Source organism: Ruegeria sp. YTSA108, assembly GCF_059610185.1.
The window spans coordinates 37,859-59,702 of sequence record NZ_JBXWND010000007.1; the positions used below are offsets into that span (position 1 = coordinate 37,859).

A 21,844-nucleotide genomic window follows, 5' to 3' on the forward strand; every position below is an offset into this window, starting at 1 on the left:
CTCAGCGTCGCAGCAGAACCGGGAACCAATCTTCCCGCAAACGCTGCCCGGGCTGCATGTCGTGGCCCGGAAACGGAGGCGAAGTGCGCCCCGGACGTTCCACATATCGCGCATCCTCCCCAACCAACCGCAAGGAAAAAGCACGGCGGCGGCTGTCAGACTGGTTTCCACGCGCGCCATGCAGCGTACGGTAGTTGAAGGCAACCGCGTCACCGGGTTCCATTTCGAATTCAACCACCCTCATACCTTCGGCATCGGGGTCGGGAATGGGGATGTACTGGCCTTCATCCGCGAAAAACCCTTCTTCCGAGACCCAACGCGTGGGCAGAACCTCTTTTTCCCATCTATGTGAACCTGCCACACAACGAAGGGTGGCCTGTGTCACCGGGTCCAATGGCGACCAGAAACTGATCGTCTGACTGCCCTCGACGAAATAGTATGGCCCATCCTGGTGCCACGGCGTTGCCATCGACGTGCCTGGTTCTTTCACCAGAACATGGTCATGGAACATTTGTACGGTTTGCGACTGCATCAGATCCGCTGCGACCTCGGCTGCCGGTGAATTGTGGATCACGTTCTGGAACTGTTCGATACGCGACCAGTTGCAGTAATCATCAAAGAACAGACCGGTTTCGCCCTGTTTTTGGTTGTCCGACGCATATGGTCCGGGTTCAGCCATATTGGCCGCGATGCCGTCACGCAGCGTATCCACGTAGTCGGCGAACAAATCTTTGATCAGAACCACGCCGTCCTGTTGGTATGTGTCAATCATCTCTTGCGTAACCAGGGGGTGTGCCATCTGCGCCTCCGTTCGAATTTAACCTGAATTTGCTCATGAAATTTTCATCTATTCAAATAATATATTTGAAATGTATAGTTAACTTTATGTTATACGTTACCCTACGCCAATATGAATATGTCTGCGCCATCGGACGGCATGGCAGCCTGTCTGCTGCAGCGTTGCATCTAAACGTTTCGCAACCAGCCCTGTCGAATGCGTTGACCCGGGTCGAAGACCAGTTGGGCTATCCGCTGTTTATCCGAAAGCGCGGAGCGGCCATGGCGCTGACACCGCAGGGACGCAGCTTTATTGAAAACGCCGAGGCCCTGCTAACACGTGCCGCACGTTTGGAAAATTCTGGTACAGACGGGACCGCAACCACGCGCCTGCGTCTGGGCTGTTTCGACGACCTCGCGCCTTTCCTGCTGGCAAAGGCTCTGCATAGCCTGCGACAGAACATGCCCGAAGTTGATATCACGTATCGCGTAGACGAATTTCAGGGCCTAATTTCCGGCCTCGTCAATGGTGAGATCGACCTTGCCTTGACTTATGGTCTGACACTGGATGCGGCTTTTTCCACCACCACCTTGTTCACCAATCGACCAATCGCGGTTATGACAAAAGGCCACCCCTTGGCCAATCGGGCGCAGGTATCATTGCAGGATGTCGTGGCCTACCCCCTGATCCTGTCGAACGAGGGACTATCTGCGCAGCATTTCCTGAGTCTCTTCCGTCAACTTGGGCAGAACCCCAATGTCGCACATCGGGCCGCGTCGCCCGAGATCCAACGCAGCCTCGCGGCGCATGGCGAAGGCGTTGCCATCAGCTATGCCAACATTCCTGCCAAGACCAGCTATGACGGGATGCCGTTGGTCAGCATACCTGTGTCAGATGAAATCGCAGCAGAACCCGTTGTTGTGGCACGGCATGGAACAGGCCCTATGGATCCGCATAGCGAAAAGGCACAGCACATCCTGACCGGACTGATGACGTAAATTTACTTTTTACGCAGACGGATCACAACGTCGACTGACGCGATCTCAACCCCTTCAGGCGCGTCGGGCAGTCGCTGGATGACCAGCTGTTCGGACGGAGCATCGCTGAGCCGGCCCTCATCTTCCCAATAGAAATGCGGATGATCATGCGTGTTGGTGTCGAAATAGCTTTTCGATCCGTCAACGGTAATTTCTTGCAGAACCCCGGCATCGCAAAAGGCGCGCAACGTGTTGTAAACCGTCGCCAGAGAAACAGCATCTCCGTTCTGTTTGGCCGATTCAAACAGGCTTTCGGCGGTGACGTGGCGATGGCGGCCATCACCGACCAGCAGCTCTGCCAATGCTACGCGCTGACGCGTCGGACGCAATCCGGCGTGAACCAACCAACCTGTGGCTATGCTCTGGCAATCTGCTGTCATCAGTCCAATACCAATTTGTTGCTGAGGTATATATAAGTGCTGTAGTCAGGTAATTTCAAATGAATTTCATTCGCAGAGAATAATGTAAACACAACATGATGTAGGCCACTGCTCTTGCAGGACCTTGCATACGGGTGCTAGACGAGACCAAATTAGATGGAAAGACCCCTGGCAGGAGAGGCGCAGAATGGCCCAATTCCCAAGCAGCTTTGACAAGGACGATCTGCTGAAATGCGCCCGCGGCGAACTATTCGGCCCCGGGAACGCACAGTTGCCCGCCCCGCCGATGTTGATGATGGATCGGATCACCGAGATTTCGGCCGATGGTGGCGCCCATGGCAAAGGTCATATTCTCGCTGAATTCGACATTACGCCCGACCTTTGGTTCTTTGATTGCCATTTCCCCGGCAACCCGATCATGCCCGGCTGCTTGGGCCTGGACGGTTTGTGGCAGCTGACCGGATTCAACCTGGGCTGGCGCGGCTGGCAAGGGCGCGGCATGGCCGTTGGAGTGGGCGAGGTCAAGCTGACAGGTATGGTACGCCCGGACCGCAAGATGCTGACCTATAAAATCGACTTCAAGAAAGCGATCCAGACCCGCCGCCTGACTATGGGTGTCGCAGATGGTATCGTCGAAGCCGACGGTGAGATGATTTACGATGTCAAGGACATGAAAGTAGTTCTGTCCGAAGCCTGAGCCTGACCGGCCCCAAATAAGGAGCACGCACATGCGTCGAGTAGTTGTCACCGGCTTGGGAGTTGTCTCTTCCATCGGGAACAATGCCGAAGAGGTTCTGACCTCACTCAAGGCCGGCAAGTCCGGCATCGTGGCCAATGACCAGATGGTCGAACATGGCTTTCGCAGCCAGATCGCCGGGTCGCTCAAAATCGACGTTAGCGAACATGTGGACAAGCGCACCCTGCGCTTTATGGGTCCCGGAGCGGCCTATGCGCATATCGCGATGAGCCAGGCGATTGCCGATTCAGGATTGACCGAAGACCAGGTTGCCAACCCACGTACCGGCCTTGTCGCCGGATCGGGCGGACCGTCGACCAGCGCCATGCTGACTGCGCATCAGACCGTTCTGAAAAACGGCGCGACCAAGCGGATCGGCCCGTTTGCAGTTCCTAAATGCATGTGCTCAACCATTTCGGCCAACCTTGCGACCGCCTTCAAGATCAAGGGCATCAATTACTCGATCACTTCGGCCTGTTCGACCTCGTTGCATTGCATCGGCAATGCCGCAGAGCAGATCATGATGGGCAAACAAGATATTATGTTCGCGGGCGGCGGGGAAGAGCTGGACTGGACCTTGTCCTGTCTGTTCGATGCAATGGGTGCCATGTCGTCGAAATACAACGATACGCCCGAAAAAGCTTCTCGTGCATTCGACCAAGACCGCGACGGGTTCGTGATATCCGGCGGAGGCGGTATTGTCGTGCTGGAAGATCTGGAACACGCATTGGCACGCGGCGCCAAAATCTATGCTGAAGTGACGGGTTTTGCAGCAACCTCCGACGGTCACGACATGGTAGCCCCCTCTGGCGAAGGTGGCGAACGCGCCATGCGTCTGGCGCTGGACACCCTGCCCGAAGGCCGCAAGGTCGACTACATCAATGCCCATGGCACCTCGACCCCGGTCGGAGATGTCGGCGAAGTCGAAGCTGTGCGCCGTATTTTTGGCGTGGGAAGCGTGCCGCCGATTTCCTCGACCAAGTCGATGACAGGTCACGCACAAGGTGCGGCTGGCGCGCTGGAGGCTATTTTCTGCCTTTTGATGCTGGAACATGATTTTATAACGCCGTCGATCAACGTCGACACGCTTGCCGAGGGCATCCAGCCCGGAGAAATTGCAACTCAGCTAGTTGAAAATGCAGGTTTGGACAGCGTCATGACCAACAGCTTCGGCTTTGGTGGGACGAACGGGTCCATGGTTCTTTCAAAGTATAACGGGTGAATGGAATGTCAGATCTAATGAAAGGCAAACGCGGCCTCGTTATGGGCGTGGCGAATGACCGTTCGATCGCATGGGGCATCGCAAAGGCCATGCACGAAGCGGGCGCTGAATTGGCATTCACCTATCAGGGCGAGGCATTCGGAAAGCGGCTGGAACCGCTGGCGCAGAGCCTTGGCAGCGATTTCATGGTCGATGCGGACGTCACTGATGACGAGTCGCTGGATCGTGCCTTTGACGAGTTGGCCCAGCGCTGGCCGACCATTGATTTTGTGGTCCACGCCATCGCCTATTCCGACAAGTCCGAGCTTACAGGCCGGTTCCTGGACACCAGCCGGGCGAATTTCAAGAATTCGATGGATATTTCGGCCTATTCGCTGATCGAAGTGGCCCGCCGCGCCTATCCGATGATGAAAGAAAACGGCGGTACGATCCTGACGCTGACCTATCAGGGGTCTAACCGGGTTGTGCCCAACTACAACGTAATGGGTGTGGCCAAAGCTGCGCTGGAATCAGCGACCCGTTATCTGGCCAACGATCTTGGACCTGACGGAATCCGGGTGAACGCAATCTCTCCGGGTCCGATGAAAACTCTGGCCGGTGCGGCCATCGGTGGGGCCCGCAAGACCTTCAAGTTCTGCGACCAGAACGCACCGATGCGCAGCAATGCCACGCTTGAGGCTGTCGGCGGCACCGCGGTTTATCTGGCTTCGGATGCGGGAGCATGCACCTCGGGCGAAGTTATTCGTGTTGATGGTGGCTTCCACGTTCTGGGAATGCCTCAACCGGACCATATGTGACCATTTCTTTCCCTGTCAGTGCCAAGATTTGACCATCTTTCGCAGGCAGGGATAATTGCATGAACAAAGCAGAGCAAATCATCGCCAGCAGCAAGCGGGTTTCCCGCCGAAAACCGGGTTTTCTGGGGTTTAGAGGCCGCGTCGCCTTGATGACCCTAACAATGCTGCTGATGCTGTTTGTATTCTTCACTCAGCCGCATGTACGCGAGATCTTTGCATCATGGACCAGCCTGTTTTCAGGCTGATCCAGATCACGAAACTCAATTCACCGAAACCACTTCGATTTCGAAAATCAGGTCCCTTCCGGCCAGAGGATGGTTCGCGTCCAGCGTGACGGTCACCTCATCAGCCTCGACAACAGTTACCGGCAATGCGTGCCCTTCGGGCGTTTGCATCTGTAACTGGGTGCCGGGTTCAAGCGGGATGTCGTCCGGAATACCTTCGCGTGGAATGCTCTGGCGCATTTCGGGATTGATCGGCCCATAAGCATCAACGCAGGCGATCTCGACACGTTTTTTGTCCCCGGCCACCAGACCAGGCATAGCACTGTCCAATCCGGGAATAATCTGCCCGGACCCCACCTCGAATTCCAGTGGATCGCGCCCTTGTGAACTGTCAAAGACATTCCCGTCCTGCAACGTACCGGTATAGTGGATGCAAACTGTGTCGCCCTGTTTTATCGCTGTCATTTTGGCCTCCGGCCGATAAAAAATTGAGCGGTCAAACCTAGGCAATGAAGCAACATTGTAAACCCTTAGCACTTTTGCAAACCTGCACCGAATGAACGGAGGGGAATTGATGCCGATCACAACCTGCATTTTTGATGCATACGGCACGTTGTTCGATGTGGCCGCAGCCGCAAGGCAAGCTGCATCAGAACCCGGCTTTGAGGCGTTACAGCAGAAATGGCCGGATCTGGCCAATCACTGGCGCCTGAAACAGTTGCAATACACCTGGCTGCGTGCGGTGGCCGATGCACATGCAGATTTCTGGGACGTCACCCAGGACGGTCTGGATTGGGCACTAGAGGCAACGGGGCTGGACCAGCACCCTGCCCTACGCCAGCGCCTGCTTGATCTCTACTGGGAATTACAGGCCTATCCCGAGGTTCCCGAAATGCTGGCCACCCTGAAAGCCGGCGGGATGCAGACTGCGATCTTGTCGAACGGATCACCGCCGATGCTGGATGGTGCGGTTCAATCCGCAGGTATAAGCGGCGTTCTGGATGATATTCTGTCGGTCGAAAGCGTCGGCGTCTTCAAACCGCATGCCAAGGTTTACGATCTGGTCGCGCAGAGGTTCGGCTGCGAGCGCGACGAAGTCTTGTTCGTCAGCTCAAATGGCTGGGACGCGGCGGGGGCCAGTGGCTATGGTTTCGTCACCGCCTGGGTCAACCGTGCGAACGAACCAATGGATCGGTTGCCATGGCAGCCAACGCATGTACTGTCCGACCTGACCTCCATTCCGGAACTTGCAGGACTCTGATGCCCTTTTTTTCGACCAACGACGGCAAACGCCTCTATTTCGAAGACACCGGCAGCGGCAAGCCGGTCCTGTGTCTGGCTGGCCTTACCCGAAACAGCCGGGATTTCTCATTTCTTGCCCCGCACATAACCGATTGGCGGATGATCGCGATGGATTATCGCGGGCGCGGGCAATCCGAGCATGACTCGGATCACGGGAACTATAGCCTGTTACGCGAATCTCAAGACGTGATTGATCTGCTGGATCATCTTGGCCTGGATCAGGTGACCGTGATTGGGACCTCACGTGGAGGCCTGATCGCGATGACCTTGGCCACCACCCACCCAAAGCGGCTGGCGGCTGTTGTGCTCAATGATGTTGGTCCGGTCTTTAACCCATCGGGCATCGCCAAAATAATGGAATATGTCGGCAAGCAACCGGTCTCGAAAACGTATGACGAGGCCGCGCAGGCGCTTCAGCACATGATGGGCCCGCAGTTTCCAGGGATTTCGCTGGAAAGATGGCGGCAGATGGCTGAATTTCAAAATCAGGAAACGACAGAGGGTTTGACCCTGCGCTATGATCCGGCCCTGCGCACAGCGCTGCTGGAACAGGCCGCAGCCGGGGCAATCCCGGATATGTGGATATTCTTCGAGGCCCTGCACGACATCCCAACGGGTGTCATTCGCGGTGAAAATTCCGATCTTCTGAGCGCGCAGACATTGGCCGAGATGCAGAACCGGCATCCAGGGTTGATCTCGGCTACCGTGCCCGATCGCGGACACGTGCCGTTTCTGGACGAACCTCAATCATTGGGCGTTATTCGCAAAGTACTGGACGCGGCATGAGCACACTTGAAATGATCGAAGCCGCAGCCCTGCGTCTGCAAGGGCACGTCAGAGAAACACCAATCCTGACCTCTCCGTTTTTGGATGAAATCGCGGGTCGCCGCGTGTTGGTAAAACCGGAATGCCTGCAGCACACCGGCAGTTTCAAGTTTCGCGGGGCGTGGTCGGCCATTTCGGGCCTCAGTGAAGCAGACCGAAAGAAAGGTGTGATCGCCTATTCCTCGGGCAATCATGCTCAGGGCGTGGCTTATGCCGCCGCACAGCATGGTATTTCGGCTGTTATCATCATGCCCTCGGATGCCCCAAAGCTCAAAATCGACAACACGCGCGCTCTGGGGGCCGAGGTGGTTCTGTATGACCGCTCCAATGAAAGCCGCGAAGAAATCGGGGAGGCCGTGGCGGCCAAGCGTGGCTTGACCCTGATCCGCCCCTATGATGAACCGCTGGTGATAGCCGGGCAAGGAACAACCGGGCTGGAAATCGCGCGTCAGGCGGCTGCTCTGGGTGTGGAACAGGCCGATGTGCTGGTCTGTTGCGGCGGCGGGGGGCTGACCTCGGGTATTGCGCTTGCGCTCGAGGGGCACGCACCCGGTCTGCGCGCTCGCCCCTGCGAGCCCGAAGGGTTTGACGACGTCAAACGCTCGTTGGCACTGGGACGAATACAGAACAACGCGGCCACATCTGGCAATATCTGCGACGCCATTCTGACCCCGCAACCCGGCGACATCACCTTTCCGATCCTGCAACGGCTGTGCGGTCCCGGCCTGTCTGTGACCGAAGAAGAGGCGATGCGCGCCATGGCTTTGGCCTTTCTGCGCCTGAAGATCGTGCTGGAACCGGGCGGTGCGGTTTCCCTGGCCGCAGCGTTGTTTCGCAGGTCCGAAATTCAAGGAGACGCCGTTATCATTGTCGCATCGGGTGGCAATGCGGACCCGGACGTCTTTGCCAAAGCTATGGAGTTCCTGACCTGACAACCGCCGTCGGTTCCGGCAGCGTGTCAGTTCAGCATGCAAAGACAAAGGATTTTTATGCAGATAGCTGACCTTGGGGATGTACAGCTTCATTACCGGATCGACGGCGCCCCACAAGGCGCGCCGATCGTATTCGCGAACTCGCTGGGCACCGATCTGCGCCTGTGGGATGCGATGCTGCCATACCTGCCTGATGGGCTGCGAGTCATTCGATACGACAAACGCGGGCATGGCCTGTCCTCGGCGCCTCAGGCGCCCTATTCGATGGGGGCGCTGATCCGCGATGCCGAAGGCCTTCTGGATCACCTAAAGGTCCGAGATTGCGTTTTTGTCGGTCTGTCCATCGGCGGGATGATCGCGCAGGGTCTGGCCGTCAAACGCCTGGATTTGATTCGCGGGCTGGTTCTATCAAATACAGCGGCCAAAATAGCCACCCCGGCGATTTGGGCGGACCGTATAGAAGCCGTCCGGATCGGCGGCATCGAAATGCTAGCCGACGCAACTATGGAGCGCTGGTTCTCGCGGGCTTTCCACGCGTCGCCCCAGCACCTGCTATGGCGCAACATGATGGTGCGGCAACCTGTTGAAGGTTATCTGGGATGTTGCGCCGCCATTTCCGGAACCGATTTTTACACGCCGACAAGTGGCCTGCGTTTGCCGACTTTGGGCATTGCGGGCAGCGAGGATGGCTCTACCCCGCCGGATCTAGTAAAAGAAACCATTGATCTTATTCCCGGTGCCCGTTTCGAATTGATACGCAAAGCGGGCCATCTGCCCTGCGTCGAACAACCCATTGAATACGCGGCCCTACTAAAAGACTTTTTGACTGGCATCGGTCATATCTGAAGGAGCATTGCTTTGGCGGATTTTCTGTTGGTCCATGGCTCATGCCATGGTGCCTGGTGTTGGAGAGATTTGATCCCAGCACTTGAAACACGCGGCCATTCGGTCCGCGCAATTGATATGCCCAGCCACGGATCTGACCCGACGTCGATCGACCAGGTGACCCTGGACAGTTGCCGGAACGCCGTTCTGGCTGCGAGCAGATCGGATACGATCATCGTCGGCCATTCTTGGGGGGGATACCCCATTAGTGCCGCCGCCGAATTGAGACCGGATGCGATGCGCGGACTTATTTTCCTGTCCGCCTACGTCCCCGAGAACGGATTGTCGATGGTCGAGATGCGCCGGAAATCACCGCGGCAAACAATAGTTGATGCCGTCGAAAAATCGACTGACGGGCTGTCCTATACGGTCAAACCCGATAGCGTGAAGGCCTTGTTTTACCACGACTGCCCGGAAGAGGTCCTGCTCTATGCGCTGGCTCGGCTTTGCCCGCAGGCCATTGCACCTCAGGAGACACGGCTTACCCTGACAGCACATTTTCAGGATATGCCCAAAGCATATATCCGAACACTCGACGACCATACCATCCCGCCTGAATACCAGCACATCATGAGCCTCAGCATGCCCGAGGGAATGCGCCATTCCATCCAAAGCTCTCATTCGCCATTCTTTTCGCACCCTGAAAAACTGGCCGATCTATTGGACGACATCGCGCAGGGCTTTGATACTCTTGACTGATCTGCGAAATCTTGCGGCTTTCCTCTGAACCTGACCCCCGATAGGGTGCCCGAAACTTTCTTTGTCGGTTCCCATGCGCTTACCTTTCCTGTTTGTTCTTGCCACTGTCATGATTGATGCAATGGGGATTGGCCTTGTGCTGCCCATTATGCCCGAGCTCATTATTGATGTTCAGGGTGGTACGCTGGCCAGCGCGGCGATCTGGGGCGGCGTCCTAAGCACCGCTTTTGCAGCGATGCAATTTATCTTTGGACCGATCCTGGGCAACCTGTCTGACGCTTTCGGGCGCAGGGGTGTATTGTTGGTATCGCTGTTTGTTATGTCGCTGGACTATGTGGTCATGGCGCTTGCTGGCAGTATTTGGCTATTACTTGCCGGTCGGATCGTCGGCGGGATCACAGCCGCAACTCATTCCACCGCCGCGGCGTTCATGGCGGATGTGTCGAAACCCCACGAAAAAGCTGCGAACTTCGGTCTGTTAGGGGCGGCATTCGGGGTTGGCTTTGTCTTGGGTCCGGTCATCGGCGGATTGCTGAGCGAATATGGAACACGTGCGCCCTTCTGGGCTGCCGCAGCGCTTTCGGCCATAACATTCGGCGTCGGTTTGATGGTGATGCCTGAAACGGTGACCGATAAGAACCGGCGCCCGTTCAGCCTGCGCCGCGCTAACCCCTTGAATTCATTGCGTGCCATCGCGGCGCTGCCGGGAATCCGTCCGATGTTGTGGGTCTATTTCCTCTATTCAGTCTCAATCTACGTCTATCCGGCCATTTGGGCCTATTTCACCGCCGAGCGTTTTGGATGGTCACCCCAGATGATTGGTGTGTCGCTAGGTCTTTATGGAATTGGAATGGCCGCGGTTCAGGGCGGATTGATACGCCCCGCCACACGTTTTCTCGGCGAACGCGTAACAATCCTTCTCGGGATGGTGTTCGAGATTGTCAGCTTTCTGCTTCTGGCTTTTCTGACTAATGGAATAATCGCGCTGATGCTGATCCCGATCACGGCTATCGGCGCAGTCGCAACCCCGGCAATCCAGGCTCTGGCCTCGCGCGCAACACCAGATTCGCAACAAGGAGAGCTTCAGGGCGTGCTAACTTCACTGCACGCGCTTTCCATGGTGATTTCCCCTCTGGTCATGAGCAGCGTATTTGCCTGGTTCGCAAAGCCCGGCACCGCCATCTATTTTCCCGGCGCGCCGTTTCTTCTGGCCATGTGCCTTATGATTGTCGGCCTTATCCTCTTTTACAGATCTCGCCCCATTTCTGCATAACAACGACATGACGATGACGGTTTCGGCCTTGCAGGACATTCCGAACCGCGCCACCGTGATTCAAACCGAATACGAGGACAACATGCAATCCATCAAGGCGGCCGTATGTCGGGCATTCGACAAACCCCTGGTCATAGAAGACGTGCTGATCGCCCCGCCCGCCGCCGGCGAAGTCGAGGTCACCCTGGATGCAGTTGCGATCTGCCATTCCGACATTTCTTTCGCCAGCGGCGCCTGGGGTGGATTCCTGCCCGCTGTTTATGGCCATGAGGCAGCGGGTGTGATCACCGCAACGGGCGGCATGACCGAAGGGTTCGAGGTTGGCGATTCCGTCGTGGTGACGCTTATCCGTGCATGCGGTTCCTGCCCCTCCTGCGCGGGTGGCAAGCCAACCTTATGTGAAACACCCCACGACACTGTAAAAGGTCCGTTGCGCACCGCTGACGGGGGCCCGCTGGAGCAAGCAATGGCGTGCGGGGCTTTTGCCGAAAAAGTCGTGGTCAGCCACCGGCAGATCGTGAGAATTCCCGAGGCCCTGCCAAAGGATGTGGCCAGTCTGCTGTCTTGCGGGGTAATCACCGGTGTGGGCGCTGCCGTGAATGCCGCCGGTCTGCGCCCGGGTCAGGATGTCGTCGTGATCGGGGCCGGAGGCGTTGGCCTGAACGCCATACAAGGCGCACGGATTGCGGGTGCCCGGCGTATCGTTGCGGTCGACATGACCGAGGACAAACTGGCCATTGCAAAGGAATTTGGTGCAACCCACGGCGTTCTGGCCACTTTGGACGCACCATGGAAGGCAGCTTACCGCGCACTTGGCGGTCGAGGGGCCGATGCCGTGCTGATCACAGTCGGTGCAATCCCGGCCTATGACCAGGCCGCTCGCTATCTTGGCCGAGGCGGTAAGGCCATCATGATCGGGATGCCCCATTCCGGCGACATGGCAAGCTATGAACCTGTTGTCCTGGCCGCACTTGGTCAGGGGCTGATCGGGTCAAAGATGGGGGATGTGGTGATCCAACGTGATATTCCCTGGATGATCGACCTGTATGAACAGGGGCGGCTGAGGCTGGATGAACTGATCTCGGGCCGCTGGTCCTTGTCGCAAATCAACGAGGCGATTGCGGATACCAAAACCGGATCGGCCAAACGAAACGTCATCATGTTTGACAGGGCCTAAGCAGCCCCGGCTGGAGTATATCCTATGAAACTGCAGGATCTCGATATCATTGTCACGGCCCCCCCTGCTCCGGGTTGGGGTGGCCGGTACTGGATACTGGTAAAGGTTACCACCGACACAGGCGTCACCGGTTGGGGCGAATGCTATGCTTCATCCATTGGACCTGAAGCTATGTGTCACGTAATCCGGGATGTCTTTGAACGGCATATGCTCGGCGAGAACCCCGAGAGCATCGAGCTTATGTTCCGCCGCGTCTATTCCAGCGGATTTACCCAGCGCCCCGACCTGACCGTAATGGGTGCGTTTTCAGGGCTAGAAATCGCGTGTTGGGACATTCTGGGTAAAGATCGCGACCGTCCGGTTTATGCGCTTTTGGGTGGGCTGGTTAATCAACGCATCCGGGCCTACACCTACCTTTACCCCCTGCCCCGGCATGACCTGGCCGACTTTTGGACTTCGCCCGACCAGGCCGCGGAATGTGCAGCTGAAATGGTGAGCCGCGGCTTCACGGCAGTAAAATTTGATCCCGCTGGTCCCTACACGATCCGTGGCGGGCATATGCCTGCTATGTCCGACATCTCGATGTCAGTTGCCTTTTGCAAAGCGATCCGTGAAGCGGTCGGCGACAGGGCCGACCTGTTGTTTGGCACCCACGGTCAGTTCAACACCGCAGGCGCAATCCGGCTGGGTCAGGCGCTGGAACCCTATTCACCGCTTTGGTTCGAAGAACCTACCCCACCTGACATGATCGAAGACATGGCCCGCGTCGCTCGCAACGTGCGAATACCCGTGGCAACCGGGGAACGCATGACCACCAAAGCCGAATTCGGTGCAGTTTTGCGCGCAGGTGCAGCAGAAATCCTGCAACCCGCCCTTGGGCGTGCAGGTGGGATATGGGAGATGAAGAAAGTCGCAGCCATGGCCGAGATATTCAACGCCCAAATGGCTCCGCATCTCTATGCTGGTCCAGTTGAATGGGCCGCCAACATCCATCTGGCAGCCTCAATCCCAAATCTGCTGTTGCTGGAAACCATTGATACGCCGTATCACGACGCTTTGATCAAAGGTTCACTGCGCGTTGAAAATGGCTTTGTCGTGGCACCTAATGCGCCAGGGTTGGGGATCGAAGTGGACGAAGATCTGGCCCGCTCACACCCCTATACCGGCGATGGGTTGCACCTTCAGATGCAGGAAGAACCTTGCGACTATGCCAACGGCAACGCCTTTCAGGGCGGTGCCCCTGCTGCAAAGGGGTGACAAGTACTGAAATTCTGAGTCATATTGCGCCAAAGCCAAGTTTGGAACCAATACGCACGTGACAGTTCAAGACCACGAAACACTGAATTCGGACGAAACTCCGCCCGGCATGCAGGAAAGTGCAGCACGTGCCGCCGCGTACCTTAAGACGCTGGCGCATGAAGGCCGCCTGATGATTTTGTGCCATCTGGGTGATGGCGAGAAATCGGTTGGTGAGCTGGAAAAACTGCTGCAAATCCGGCAGGCCGCAGTCAGTCAGATGTTGGCACGCCTACGAGAAGAACAGCTGGTGTCGACACGGCGCGATGGCAAAACCATCTACTATTCCCTGCAGGACGGAAATACAGCGAAAGTCATCCAGCTGCTATACGACCTGTTCTGCAAACCTGAAGCCAACCCCTAGTTCGAAACATAGCCGGCGATCACCTGCATCAGCTTGAAAGCGGTTGCGGCATCGTTTTCGACCACGGCCAGGAATTCTTCCTCACCGATACGCAGACAAGACAGGTCGGTTTCCGCAATCATGCTCAGGGCGCGGGGTTCCTTTCGGATCAACCCCAACTCTCCGACCAATGCGCCAGAGCCAACCGTTGCGATCAGTTGATCGGGACCTTCTGGTTGCGGCAAATACAGGCCTGCCTCGCCTTCCAAAACGACATAGGCCCCATCGGTGGGCTGGTCGTCTTTCAGGAACACCACCTCTCCCGGTTGAGCCTGGAACCAGCGCGCACCAAATGCCAGAAGGCGCAGCTGCCTGCGGTCAAGACCGGAAAACAGCGGCGTCTGTTCCAGCGCACGAAGCTTGCGCGCCAAATCGGCTGATGCTGCGCTATCTTCTTCCACGTCGGCGGGTCCTTCGTCTGAAACCACACGACCTTGCCTTATTTCTATGAACATGTCGAATACGTCAGGGTTTTCGTACTGATCGTTCAGATAAATCACCGTCGCATTTGGCAACAGGGCGCGCAGGTTCTTATAGACCGCAATCTGAGTTTCCATGTCATAGCTTGCCAAGGCATTATCCAGGATCAGAATGTCGGGTTTCTTGATCGTAGCCCGCGTAAAGGCCAAAGGTTCGGCGAAAACCGCAGGCAGGTTCTGCCCGCCCAGCGAGACCGGTACATCGTAAATCAGCTCGACCACCAAAGGTCGGGCTCCGTTTTCAGAAAGGACATCAACGATCAGCTTACGGACCTCATCTGATCGCGCGCCGCCGATCTGGCTGACCTTACCGAACAAAGCGTTCTCCATCACGGTCAGACCGGGGGCAAACTCGGTTTCCTTCAGCGGCACGAAGACATCATTCAGATGTTGCAGCAGCTTTTCGGAGTGGCTTTGCCGCAATTCAAGTATGCGGTTTTTCAATTCATCCGTAAACGCGGGGCCAATCTGTTCTGCCGAGATGACAAACGGAACCGCCAGAAGGTTGGCCAGTTGCCCATCATCCAGACCGCTGACACCTTCGTTTCGGGTGCGCTCTACCAGTTCGACTGCAGCTTCGTAGACTTCGGCCTGCAGGCCAAGCTTGCGGAACAACGGGTGGTCCGTGCCGTCCAACCCAAATATCTGGCGCAACATATCAATGACATCGCGCGTCAGGCTGACCAGGGTTTCGTCCAAGCCCAGCTCGCGCAGCTGCCCCAAAAACACGCCCTGACGGGTCAGTATTTCCTGAGTGACCGGAACGCAGGGTGTCGCGAAAAGCAGGTTTTCCGCGACCGGCAAGGCGGCATTATATGCATTGCGGTCAAAGATCAGAGCCTGCTGTTGCAGCCCAGCCTTGACCACCGCCTCCTGAACTTTGGGCCGTAGTTCAACCAGTTTTCTGACCAACTCGGGGTGCTCGTTGGCTTCGAATGTCTGTTCAGCACCGCGCTGAAACAGGGCAGCGCCCGAACCTAGACCGTCGATCAGTTGTAACCACCAGTCGCGCAGGTCTTCCACGGTGTTCAAACCAGCCAGCGACGGGTCCAGCCAATCAACTCTAAACGGGTCGGTACTGTTGCCCGCTCGTCTTGTTTCAGCAAAGCCGGGGTCGTCTGATTCTGTCGACAGAGGACGAAGACGCATCGGCATCATCACATTGTCGCCCAAAGTTCCCTGGAACATAACCGGTCGCGATGAGGCAAAACCGATCCGCGCAGCAATGACTCCCTGATGCAGCTTTGACAAATCTTCCTGCCCGACCGTTACCCTGCCGGAACTGGGCAGGATCTCTCGGGTCAGCAATTCCGAAATCGCGCGCCGGTCTTCTTCGCTGGGCGCAGCGATTCCGATGGTTTTACCGCCTGGGAATGTCAGATCGAGGTCGTCCAGAACCAGATTCCCGTCCATGTCACGAACAGACGCATGTTTCAGAACAATATCCCCGTCCAGCCTGGGATGTTTGTCGGGCTCGCCTTCGAACAGGCTTTCGTCCTGCATTCCAGAGGGTGCAAAGCGTTCGATCACAACATCCCAGCGCAGGGACATATCCTGTGTCTGGTTGTAATATGTGAGCAACTCTTTCCAAGGCGAACTGAGGTCCTTGTAAGCCGCCAAAGCCGCAACCAACGCCCCCAACGAGACCGAGCCCTGCAAGACCAGAATGCCGCCAACCAGATAGAACAGGAATGGGGTAAGCTGCGAAATGAAGTTGTTGATGAACTTCATAAAGAACTTTTTCTGGTAGATATCGAAGCGGATTTCAAACAACCGGCCCAGCTGATCCGAGATCATGGCCCGGCGATACCGCCAGCCGCCATTTGCCCGCAGCGTTGACGCACCTGCTGCGTTTTCACCAATCTGTGCAGCCAGCACGCGCACTTCCTGGATGCGGCTTTTGTTCAACAGATTGATCTGGCGCTGCAGCTTTGGGATCAACCAGGCCTGTAACGGGATCAGGGAAACGGCAGCAAGCCCGAACCAAAAGCTCTGTAGGAACAGGAAGGACAGTATCGTGATCATCTGTCCCGCCTGCAATACCGGCTGGCTGATCGCATCGCCCATCAGCCCACCCATCGGCTCGCTTTCAGCGGTGATCATCGACACCATTTCGCCTTGGCTGACCCGTTCGAAATAGGGTTGCGGAAATCTCAAGGCGCGGCTGATCATCTGATACCGGAATCGGCGCAGCATCCGTTCGCTCAGGACGCCTTTCATGGTGTTGATGCGCATTTTCATCAAACCATGCGCCAGAACGGCGAGCAGAAACCCAATGCATAATATGATCAGAAAATTCGTTTGCGACAGGCTGTAGCCCAGCACATCAACAACAGGGGTCGCAGCCCCGATCGCGTCATTGATGATGCGCTTGGGCAGTTCCAGCGTCAGGTATAGCAGCGGAAACAAAGACGTGGTTACGGCCAGCAAAATCAGCTGGTCGCGCTTTGAATATTTCCAGATAAAACGGAAAATCGTGCGTTCTATGGAACCTGCCCCTGCTGCGGATCACTGACCCGGTCTTTACGAAATTCTCGTAAATTCAACAGTCTGAATTTACCGCAATCAAGCCTGCAGACGCAAATAGTTTCCGAATTGAACAGATATTTGCCGAATGTGAACAAGTTCATTTGCGCAACCTCACATTAGCCCCTACTGTTTGCTTCAGGACGATATCGGGAGGATTCATTTGCCTGCCACTCTAGGCACTGTGTTATTGATGCTCTGCTTATTGCAGATCAAACATATGTTTGCAGATTTTTACCTCCAGACGCCTAAGATGCTGTCCGGCCGAGGCGAATATTTTCACTGGGGACGCGCCCAACATGCCGCTGTGCATGTTATTGGGTCGGTGTTGGTTTTCTTGGTATTCGGCACCCCGCTGCCGTTTATCGTAATCATTGCCGGGCTAGAGTGGATCGTTCATTTCAACATCGACTTTGCCAAAGCCAGCTATTCCGACAAAAAACAGCTTATGCCAACCCAGGCAGCCTTTTGGCGGGCAGCCGGGCTGGATCAGTGCATGCATAATCTGACCTATGTGGCAATGGTCTGGGCCTGGGCGACATTCGCGGCCTGAACCAGAATTACCACAGCAATTCAGAGCTGAGTGGCCGATGGATAGAGCGATAGCCACCGCTGGTCTATGGCATCGATCTTCTGCGGGTCGAACTCGGTCTCAACTTCCCAGTACCGGCCAGACTCCACGAAATATCCAAGATCCGACTCCGACCGTATGATCTCAGCCATCCCCGATGTAGAAGGCATCTCGACCGAAGACAAATCTTCGCTGTCGACCGGGGGGTAAACCAGTCGGCTTGGCCCTTCGAACAATCGCACTGTGCGACAGCCCTGCGCCGCAGCAAACAATCCTAGTCGCGCCGACTTCGCCTCAAGCAGTCGCAAGGTCACATCGGATCGCAACGGATCTGCGGCTCCGTTGCCGTAGAAATGCGTCCGACCCTGTCCGGAATAGATCATATCGCAACCGCAATAAGCCAGAACCGAGGGCTGTAATGCAGACAAAGCCCAGTATCCGGCGGTAAAGGCCATCGTTCCCCCGGCATAGACAAACCCACCGAAACCATTCTGTATCGGAACGTATTCATTTGCAGTGACTATACGCTGGATGTCACTGACAGATGTGGGCATGTTCTTGGTCGGGAAATCCTCGGGGTGGATCAGAAAATCCCAGTCTGCGCGGACCCGCCAGGCATTGTTGATAGCGACGATATGCGTGAACGGCGTACGCGCCCAGTCCCGCGCACGCAGCGCGGTGGGGGCGCTGCCGAGGATCAGAACCTTGTTCTTCGATTTGGTCATTATGCGTCCGGGCTCAACTCGATCCCGTGAATGCTAGTGCATCAGGACGCGTCGGCTAGCCCAAAACGGAAAAACTGCTTTCTTTGTTGATCGGGCGCTTGCGGGAATAGAAACCGACATCGATTGTGCGTCCAATATAGGGCAGTTCAAATTGTAGCGGCGCACTGTCATGATCCGCGCCGTCTTCGCAATACCCGATCAGCGCCGTCATCATCTTGCCTGCAATCGGCGCGTTCTTGTACTGATTTCCACTGGATCCGCAGGCCATATAAAAACCGGGAAGGCTGGATTTGTCATAGATCGGAATCCAATCCGTAGACGCATCATACAGGTCCACCACACCGCGGGTCTTGGAAGGAATGCCAAGACTGGGCACTCTCTGGGCATAGCGCATCGCTTGCGTCGTCCACTGGTCGGTAAAGTCACGATTATAGGTTACGTCATCTTCGCACCATTGATGTGGGTCGCATTCGGGGTCTTCCGAGCCCACCAGGATGTGGTTGCCATGCTCTGGCCGGCAATAGCAGGCGATATCGCTGTCCGACACGATTGTCCCGTCATTTTCAAAGTCAAACCCCTCGGGCGCAGGGACGTGAACGACCTCTTGGCGCAAGGGGCGGGTCTGAATGGTCATGTCATCCAGAACATCTGCCATCCCGTTGATGATGGCCGAACCCGGCCCGGCTACGTTAACCACAACTTTCGCATGAATGTCTTCTCCCGATGCCAACCTGACACCAGAAACTCGCCCGTCATCAGTCAAAATCTCGACCACTTCGGCCCCGGTCCGCACTTCGGCCCCGTGCTGTTTGGCGGCATCCATCAGGTTCTGTGCGGATAGGGCCGGATCGGTGACATACCCGGCTTGAGGCCAGTAAACGCCGCCTTGCATCTTGCGTCCGTTGGGCTGCCCAAACTCGGGGTCATCCATGCGACGAGCGGGGGCAAAACTGTCCTGCGAATAGACCGGCAGCCGGTCGGTGACCTGTTCGGGGGACCATTCCTCGAACGGGCAATTCAGCGCGGAGCTGTTCCTCATGTGTTTTTCCAGCAGCCCGTTCGCCTCGGTCTTCATGACCAGACAGCCGGTTTCGCGGAATTGGGCCAGATCGGCGCCTTGCGGCAGGCCAAGATACTCGGCCCAGTCGCGCCAATAATGATAGCCTTCCCAGGCGAATGCCGTGCCGTCAAAGGTGGAATAATGCATCCGAATGATCGCGCAGGATCCGGCGGTTGAGCCATGGCCAACCTGAGCGTTTCGGTCCAGAGATACGGTTTTCCACCCGGCCTTGGCCATTTCAAATGCGATGGCCGCCCCGATCACGCCGGTTCCGATGATGATTGCATCTGGTTGACTCATGATGGCTCTCCTTTCCAGTGATGGCGCGAATAGGCGCTGAATTCTTCTACTTCCTCTGGCCTCGGCTCGACCCCGGTGAAGACATATAGATAATGCGGCACCATTGATATCCGCGTGGACATCGGTTCATTCAGCTGCGCCAGATCGTATCCTATCTGCATGTAATACAGCACGCGCGCACGGGTTTCCGCCTCGACCTCGGAATAGCCAAAGCGGGCAAACATGGCGTGCAGCGCTAGCAACCGTCGGGCGTCAGACTGGTCCAGCGCGCGCCGCACCTTGCCCGATTTGCGCGCCCAGTCGCGCACCGCGAAATCCAGTGCGGTGTCAAACAGGTCGGTATTGACGACACAGCGATGCACATTGCACACCGCACCGGTTATCGTCTTTGCCGGAGCTTCGGCCTGCGCGACCAATGCCGCGGTATTGGTGGCCTGCCACCGTGCCAGAAGAGCATCCAGCAGTTCCTGGCGCGATTTGAAGTACCAATAGAAGGACGACCGAGACACGGCCATCCGTTCCGCCAGATTCATCACCTTGATCTGATCGACCCCGTCCGAGATTAGCACATCCAACGCCACGTTCAGCCAGTCGTCGCGCGTGACCTTGATATTGCCGATCAGCGGTTCAGCTTCCGGGTCGTCCCGGTGCAGGATGGGTTTCGTATTCATTTAACTCTCCGGCGGCGCGCCGCCCTCTTCGGTACGTTTGGCAATAAAATCTTTCAGCGCGCCAATCTGGTCGCTGTTTTGCTCAGGTGGCTGAAAATTGGCCAAGATTTCCTTCCATACACCGGTCGCACGACTGTTTGCGTCCAACGATCCACGCTCGGCCCAGGTGCCGAAATTGGCATAATCATGGACATGTGGCTCGTAGAATTCTGTATTGTAGCGTTCCATCGTCTGGCTGGATGCAAAGAAATGTCCGCTGGGCTCAACCTCGCTTAGCGCAGTGTCGAACCCAATTTCAGCCTCGCCAGCCTGCACCCCGGCGCACAGCTCGGCCACCATGTTCAACACTTCGGCGTCGCAGACCAGTTTTTCAAAGGACACGGTCAATCCGCCCTCTAGCCATCCCGCCGAGTGAATGATCACCGTCGCCCCAGCCATCAGGCACCCCCACAGGCCAAACTGGTTTTCATTTGCCGCCTGCACATCATTGATGTTTGAAGCCGACCCCGCAGCCGAGCGCCACGGCAGGCCCAGATGCCGCGCCAACTGCCCGGCCGCCAGTGAGGCCTGAAAATGCGAGGGCGTTCCAAAGGCCGGAGCACCGGATTTCATATCCACATTGCTGGTGAAAGTGCCATAGCACACAGGCGCACCGGGACGTGCCAATTGCGTCAGGGTCAGTGCGGCCAACGCCTCGGCATGGGACAGGGTGATGGCCCCCGCCACCGTGATCGGTGCCATCGCCCCCATCAGCGTGAAGGGCGTGATGATTGACATCTGCCCGTGCCGAGCAAAGTCGATCAGCCCCTGCGCCATCGGAATGTCCAGCGTGCGCGGGCTGTTCGTGTTGATGATCGTATAGCTGTGCGGGTGGGTCCTAAATTCGTCATCCGACAGGCCCCGCGCGGTCGTCAGCATCTCAAAGCAATCCATCACCTGCGGTGTCCCGCGCGAGAAGAAGAATGGGAACTTGTCTGTCAGCTCCATCTGCGCCTGCGTGGTGAAATAGTGCCGCAGAGGGGTTGGGACATCCTGCGGTTCGACCTGCGGCGAGATCATTTGAAAGACGTCGAAATGATGGGTGAGTTTCAGGAACTCCAGATAATCCTGCCCCGTCGCCGGGCGACGCCCGCGCACCAGATCGGTGGCATTGGGGGCCCCTGCCCCCGGTTGAAACACAAGGCTACCCAGTTCCAGCGTGAAATCCCGGTGCGACGCACCGGCTCGGCAGGTGATGGATTTCGGGGCCGAGGCAACGGCGGCCTCGACCATGTCGCGACCAATAAAAACCATTTCGCTATCGACATCAACGCGCGCGCCAGCTTTGGCAAAAATGCTCCGCGCCTCAGGCAGCAGCACCTTGATGCCCAACTCTTGCAACAAACGCAGCGCGGTTTCGTGCATGTCAGCGATCTGATCCGCCGGAAACACCTCCATCACCGGGAATGGATTCCTCAGCTGGCGGTAGTCGACCTTGCGGTTGGTCGCAGGCGCGGCATCAGCGCCACGCCCTCGCCTTCGCCGTCCACGTTCGGGGTTGGTCATT

The 21,844-nt window shown here is 56.8% G+C and carries 23 protein-coding genes; 15 read left to right on the top strand and 8 right to left on the bottom strand.

Annotated features, from left to right (window positions below; all coding sequences use genetic code 11):
* Window position 1: 1 nt before the first annotated feature.
* Complete coding sequence (locus AC2FHW_RS11465) at window positions 2–799, bottom strand: phytanoyl-CoA dioxygenase family protein (RefSeq protein WP_496678936.1); 798 nt, start codon at window positions 797–799, stop codon at window positions 2–4.
* 86 nt (window positions 800–885) lie between these two features.
* Here AC2FHW_RS11465 and AC2FHW_RS11470 point away from each other — a divergent pair, with 86 nt between their 5' ends.
* A complete protein-coding gene (locus AC2FHW_RS11470; RefSeq protein WP_271951570.1) occupies window positions 886–1,776 on the top strand; it encodes a LysR family transcriptional regulator in 891 nt (296 codons plus the stop codon).
* Between the two features lie 2 nt (window positions 1,777–1,778).
* Here AC2FHW_RS11470 and irrA read toward each other — a convergent pair whose 3' ends face one another.
* Window positions 1,779–2,195, bottom strand: a complete 417-nt coding sequence (irrA, locus tag AC2FHW_RS11475; RefSeq protein ID WP_142639421.1) for an iron response transcriptional regulator IrrA — start codon at window positions 2,193–2,195, stop codon at window positions 1,779–1,781.
* Window positions 2,196–2,382: 187 nt separating this feature from the next.
* On the opposite strand from irrA, the gene fabA reads away from it, so the two are divergent.
* Genes fabA through AC2FHW_RS11495 form a run of 4 tightly spaced genes read left to right on the top strand, consistent with a single transcriptional unit; the run spans window position 2,383 to window position 5,195 of the window.
* Window positions 2,383–2,892, top strand: a complete 510-nt coding sequence (fabA, locus tag AC2FHW_RS11480) for a bifunctional 3-hydroxydecanoyl-ACP dehydratase/trans-2-decenoyl-ACP isomerase (protein WP_142639419.1) — start codon at window positions 2,383–2,385, stop codon at window positions 2,890–2,892.
* Between the two features lie 31 nt (window positions 2,893–2,923).
* Entirely contained in the window at window positions 2,924–4,153 is a 1,230-nt protein-coding gene (gene fabB / locus AC2FHW_RS11485) for a beta-ketoacyl-ACP synthase I (protein ID WP_496821938.1), read from the top strand.
* A gap of 5 nt (window positions 4,154–4,158) precedes the next feature.
* On the top strand, window positions 4,159–4,950 hold the full coding sequence (locus tag AC2FHW_RS11490; protein WP_271951566.1) for an enoyl-ACP reductase FabI: 792 nt from the start codon (window positions 4,159–4,161) through the stop codon (window positions 4,948–4,950).
* Window positions 4,951–5,009: 59 nt separating this feature from the next.
* On the top strand, window positions 5,010–5,195 hold the full coding sequence (locus AC2FHW_RS11495) for a hypothetical protein (protein ID WP_142639413.1): 186 nt from the start codon (window positions 5,010–5,012) through the stop codon (window positions 5,193–5,195).
* Between the two features lie 15 nt (window positions 5,196–5,210).
* Here AC2FHW_RS11495 and AC2FHW_RS11500 read toward each other — a convergent pair whose 3' ends face one another.
* On the bottom strand, window positions 5,211–5,639 hold the full coding sequence (locus AC2FHW_RS11500) for an FKBP-type peptidyl-prolyl cis-trans isomerase (protein WP_281973458.1): 429 nt from the start codon (window positions 5,637–5,639) through the stop codon (window positions 5,211–5,213).
* 109 nt (window positions 5,640–5,748) lie between these two features.
* On the opposite strand from AC2FHW_RS11500, the gene AC2FHW_RS11505 reads away from it, so the two are divergent.
* The 9 genes from AC2FHW_RS11505 (at window position 5,749) to AC2FHW_RS11545 (ending at window position 13,927) form a co-directional block, all read left to right on the top strand.
* Window positions 5,749–6,435 carry a haloacid dehalogenase type II gene (locus AC2FHW_RS11505; protein ID WP_496692939.1) on the top strand — a complete coding sequence of 229 codons (687 nt, stop codon included), beginning with the start codon at window positions 5,749–5,751 and terminating at the stop codon, window positions 6,433–6,435.
* Window positions 6,435–7,262, top strand: a complete 828-nt coding sequence (locus tag AC2FHW_RS11510) for an alpha/beta fold hydrolase (RefSeq protein WP_281973456.1) — start codon at window positions 6,435–6,437, stop codon at window positions 7,260–7,262. The genes AC2FHW_RS11505 and AC2FHW_RS11510 overlap by 1 nt, the downstream gene beginning before the upstream one ends.
* Window positions 7,259–8,233, top strand: coding sequence for a threonine ammonia-lyase (locus AC2FHW_RS11515; RefSeq protein WP_281973455.1), 975 nt, complete (start codon window positions 7,259–7,261; stop codon window positions 8,231–8,233). Before AC2FHW_RS11510 ends, AC2FHW_RS11515 begins: the two co-directional genes overlap by 4 nt.
* Before the next feature lie 57 nt (window positions 8,234–8,290).
* Window positions 8,291–9,079: a 3-oxoadipate enol-lactonase gene (gene pcaD / locus AC2FHW_RS11520; RefSeq protein ID WP_496821941.1), complete on the top strand. Its 789-nt coding sequence runs from the start codon at window positions 8,291–8,293 to the stop codon at window positions 9,077–9,079.
* Window positions 9,080–9,091: 12 nt separating this feature from the next.
* Window positions 9,092–9,817 (top strand): alpha/beta fold hydrolase, encoded by a 726-nt coding sequence (locus AC2FHW_RS11525; RefSeq protein ID WP_142639401.1) that lies wholly within the window; start codon window positions 9,092–9,094, stop codon window positions 9,815–9,817.
* 73 nt (window positions 9,818–9,890) lie between these two features.
* Window positions 9,891–11,090, top strand: a complete 1,200-nt coding sequence (locus AC2FHW_RS11530; protein WP_271951559.1) for a TCR/Tet family MFS transporter — start codon at window positions 9,891–9,893, stop codon at window positions 11,088–11,090.
* An 82-nt stretch (window positions 11,091–11,172) separates the two neighbouring features.
* A complete protein-coding gene (locus AC2FHW_RS11535) occupies window positions 11,173–12,267 on the top strand; it encodes a zinc-binding dehydrogenase (protein WP_271951619.1) in 1,095 nt (364 codons plus the stop codon).
* 24 nt (window positions 12,268–12,291) lie between these two features.
* Complete coding sequence (locus tag AC2FHW_RS11540; RefSeq protein ID WP_271951557.1) at window positions 12,292–13,524, top strand: mandelate racemase/muconate lactonizing enzyme family protein; 1,233 nt, start codon at window positions 12,292–12,294, stop codon at window positions 13,522–13,524.
* A gap of 109 nt (window positions 13,525–13,633) precedes the next feature.
* Window positions 13,634–13,927, top strand: a complete 294-nt coding sequence (locus AC2FHW_RS11545; protein ID WP_142639497.1) for an ArsR/SmtB family transcription factor — start codon at window positions 13,634–13,636, stop codon at window positions 13,925–13,927.
* Here the strand turns inward: AC2FHW_RS11545 and AC2FHW_RS11550 are convergent.
* Window positions 13,924–16,920 carry an ABC transporter transmembrane domain-containing protein gene (locus tag AC2FHW_RS11550; protein ID WP_185956734.1) on the bottom strand — a complete coding sequence of 999 codons (2,997 nt, stop codon included), beginning with the start codon at window positions 16,918–16,920 and terminating at the stop codon, window positions 13,924–13,926. The genes AC2FHW_RS11545 and AC2FHW_RS11550 overlap by 4 nt on opposite strands.
* Before the next feature lie 214 nt (window positions 16,921–17,134).
* On the opposite strand from AC2FHW_RS11550, the gene AC2FHW_RS11555 reads away from it, so the two are divergent.
* A complete protein-coding gene (locus AC2FHW_RS11555) occupies window positions 17,135–17,524 on the top strand; it encodes a DUF3307 domain-containing protein (RefSeq protein ID WP_416383939.1) in 390 nt (129 codons plus the stop codon).
* 20 nt (window positions 17,525–17,544) lie between these two features.
* On the opposite strand, the gene AC2FHW_RS11560 is transcribed toward AC2FHW_RS11555, so the two are convergent.
* The 4 genes from AC2FHW_RS11560 to AC2FHW_RS11575 are packed head-to-tail and all read right to left on the bottom strand — an operon-like array spanning window position 17,545 to window position 21,843.
* Window positions 17,545–18,267: a hypothetical protein gene (locus AC2FHW_RS11560; protein ID WP_496678924.1), complete on the bottom strand. Its 723-nt coding sequence runs from the start codon at window positions 18,265–18,267 to the stop codon at window positions 17,545–17,547.
* Between the two features lie 55 nt (window positions 18,268–18,322).
* The gene (locus AC2FHW_RS11565) at window positions 18,323–19,627 is read right to left on the bottom strand and encodes an NAD(P)/FAD-dependent oxidoreductase (protein WP_496678922.1); all 1,305 of its coding nucleotides are present in this window, start codon (window positions 19,625–19,627) and stop codon (window positions 18,323–18,325) included.
* On the bottom strand, window positions 19,624–20,298 hold the full coding sequence (locus AC2FHW_RS11570; protein ID WP_271951552.1) for a TetR/AcrR family transcriptional regulator: 675 nt from the start codon (window positions 20,296–20,298) through the stop codon (window positions 19,624–19,626). Before AC2FHW_RS11570 ends, AC2FHW_RS11565 begins: the two co-directional genes overlap by 4 nt.
* Window positions 20,299–21,843, bottom strand: coding sequence for a trimethylamine methyltransferase family protein (locus AC2FHW_RS11575; RefSeq protein ID WP_271951550.1), 1,545 nt, complete (start codon window positions 21,841–21,843; stop codon window positions 20,299–20,301).
* Window position 21,844 lies beyond the last annotated feature (1 nt).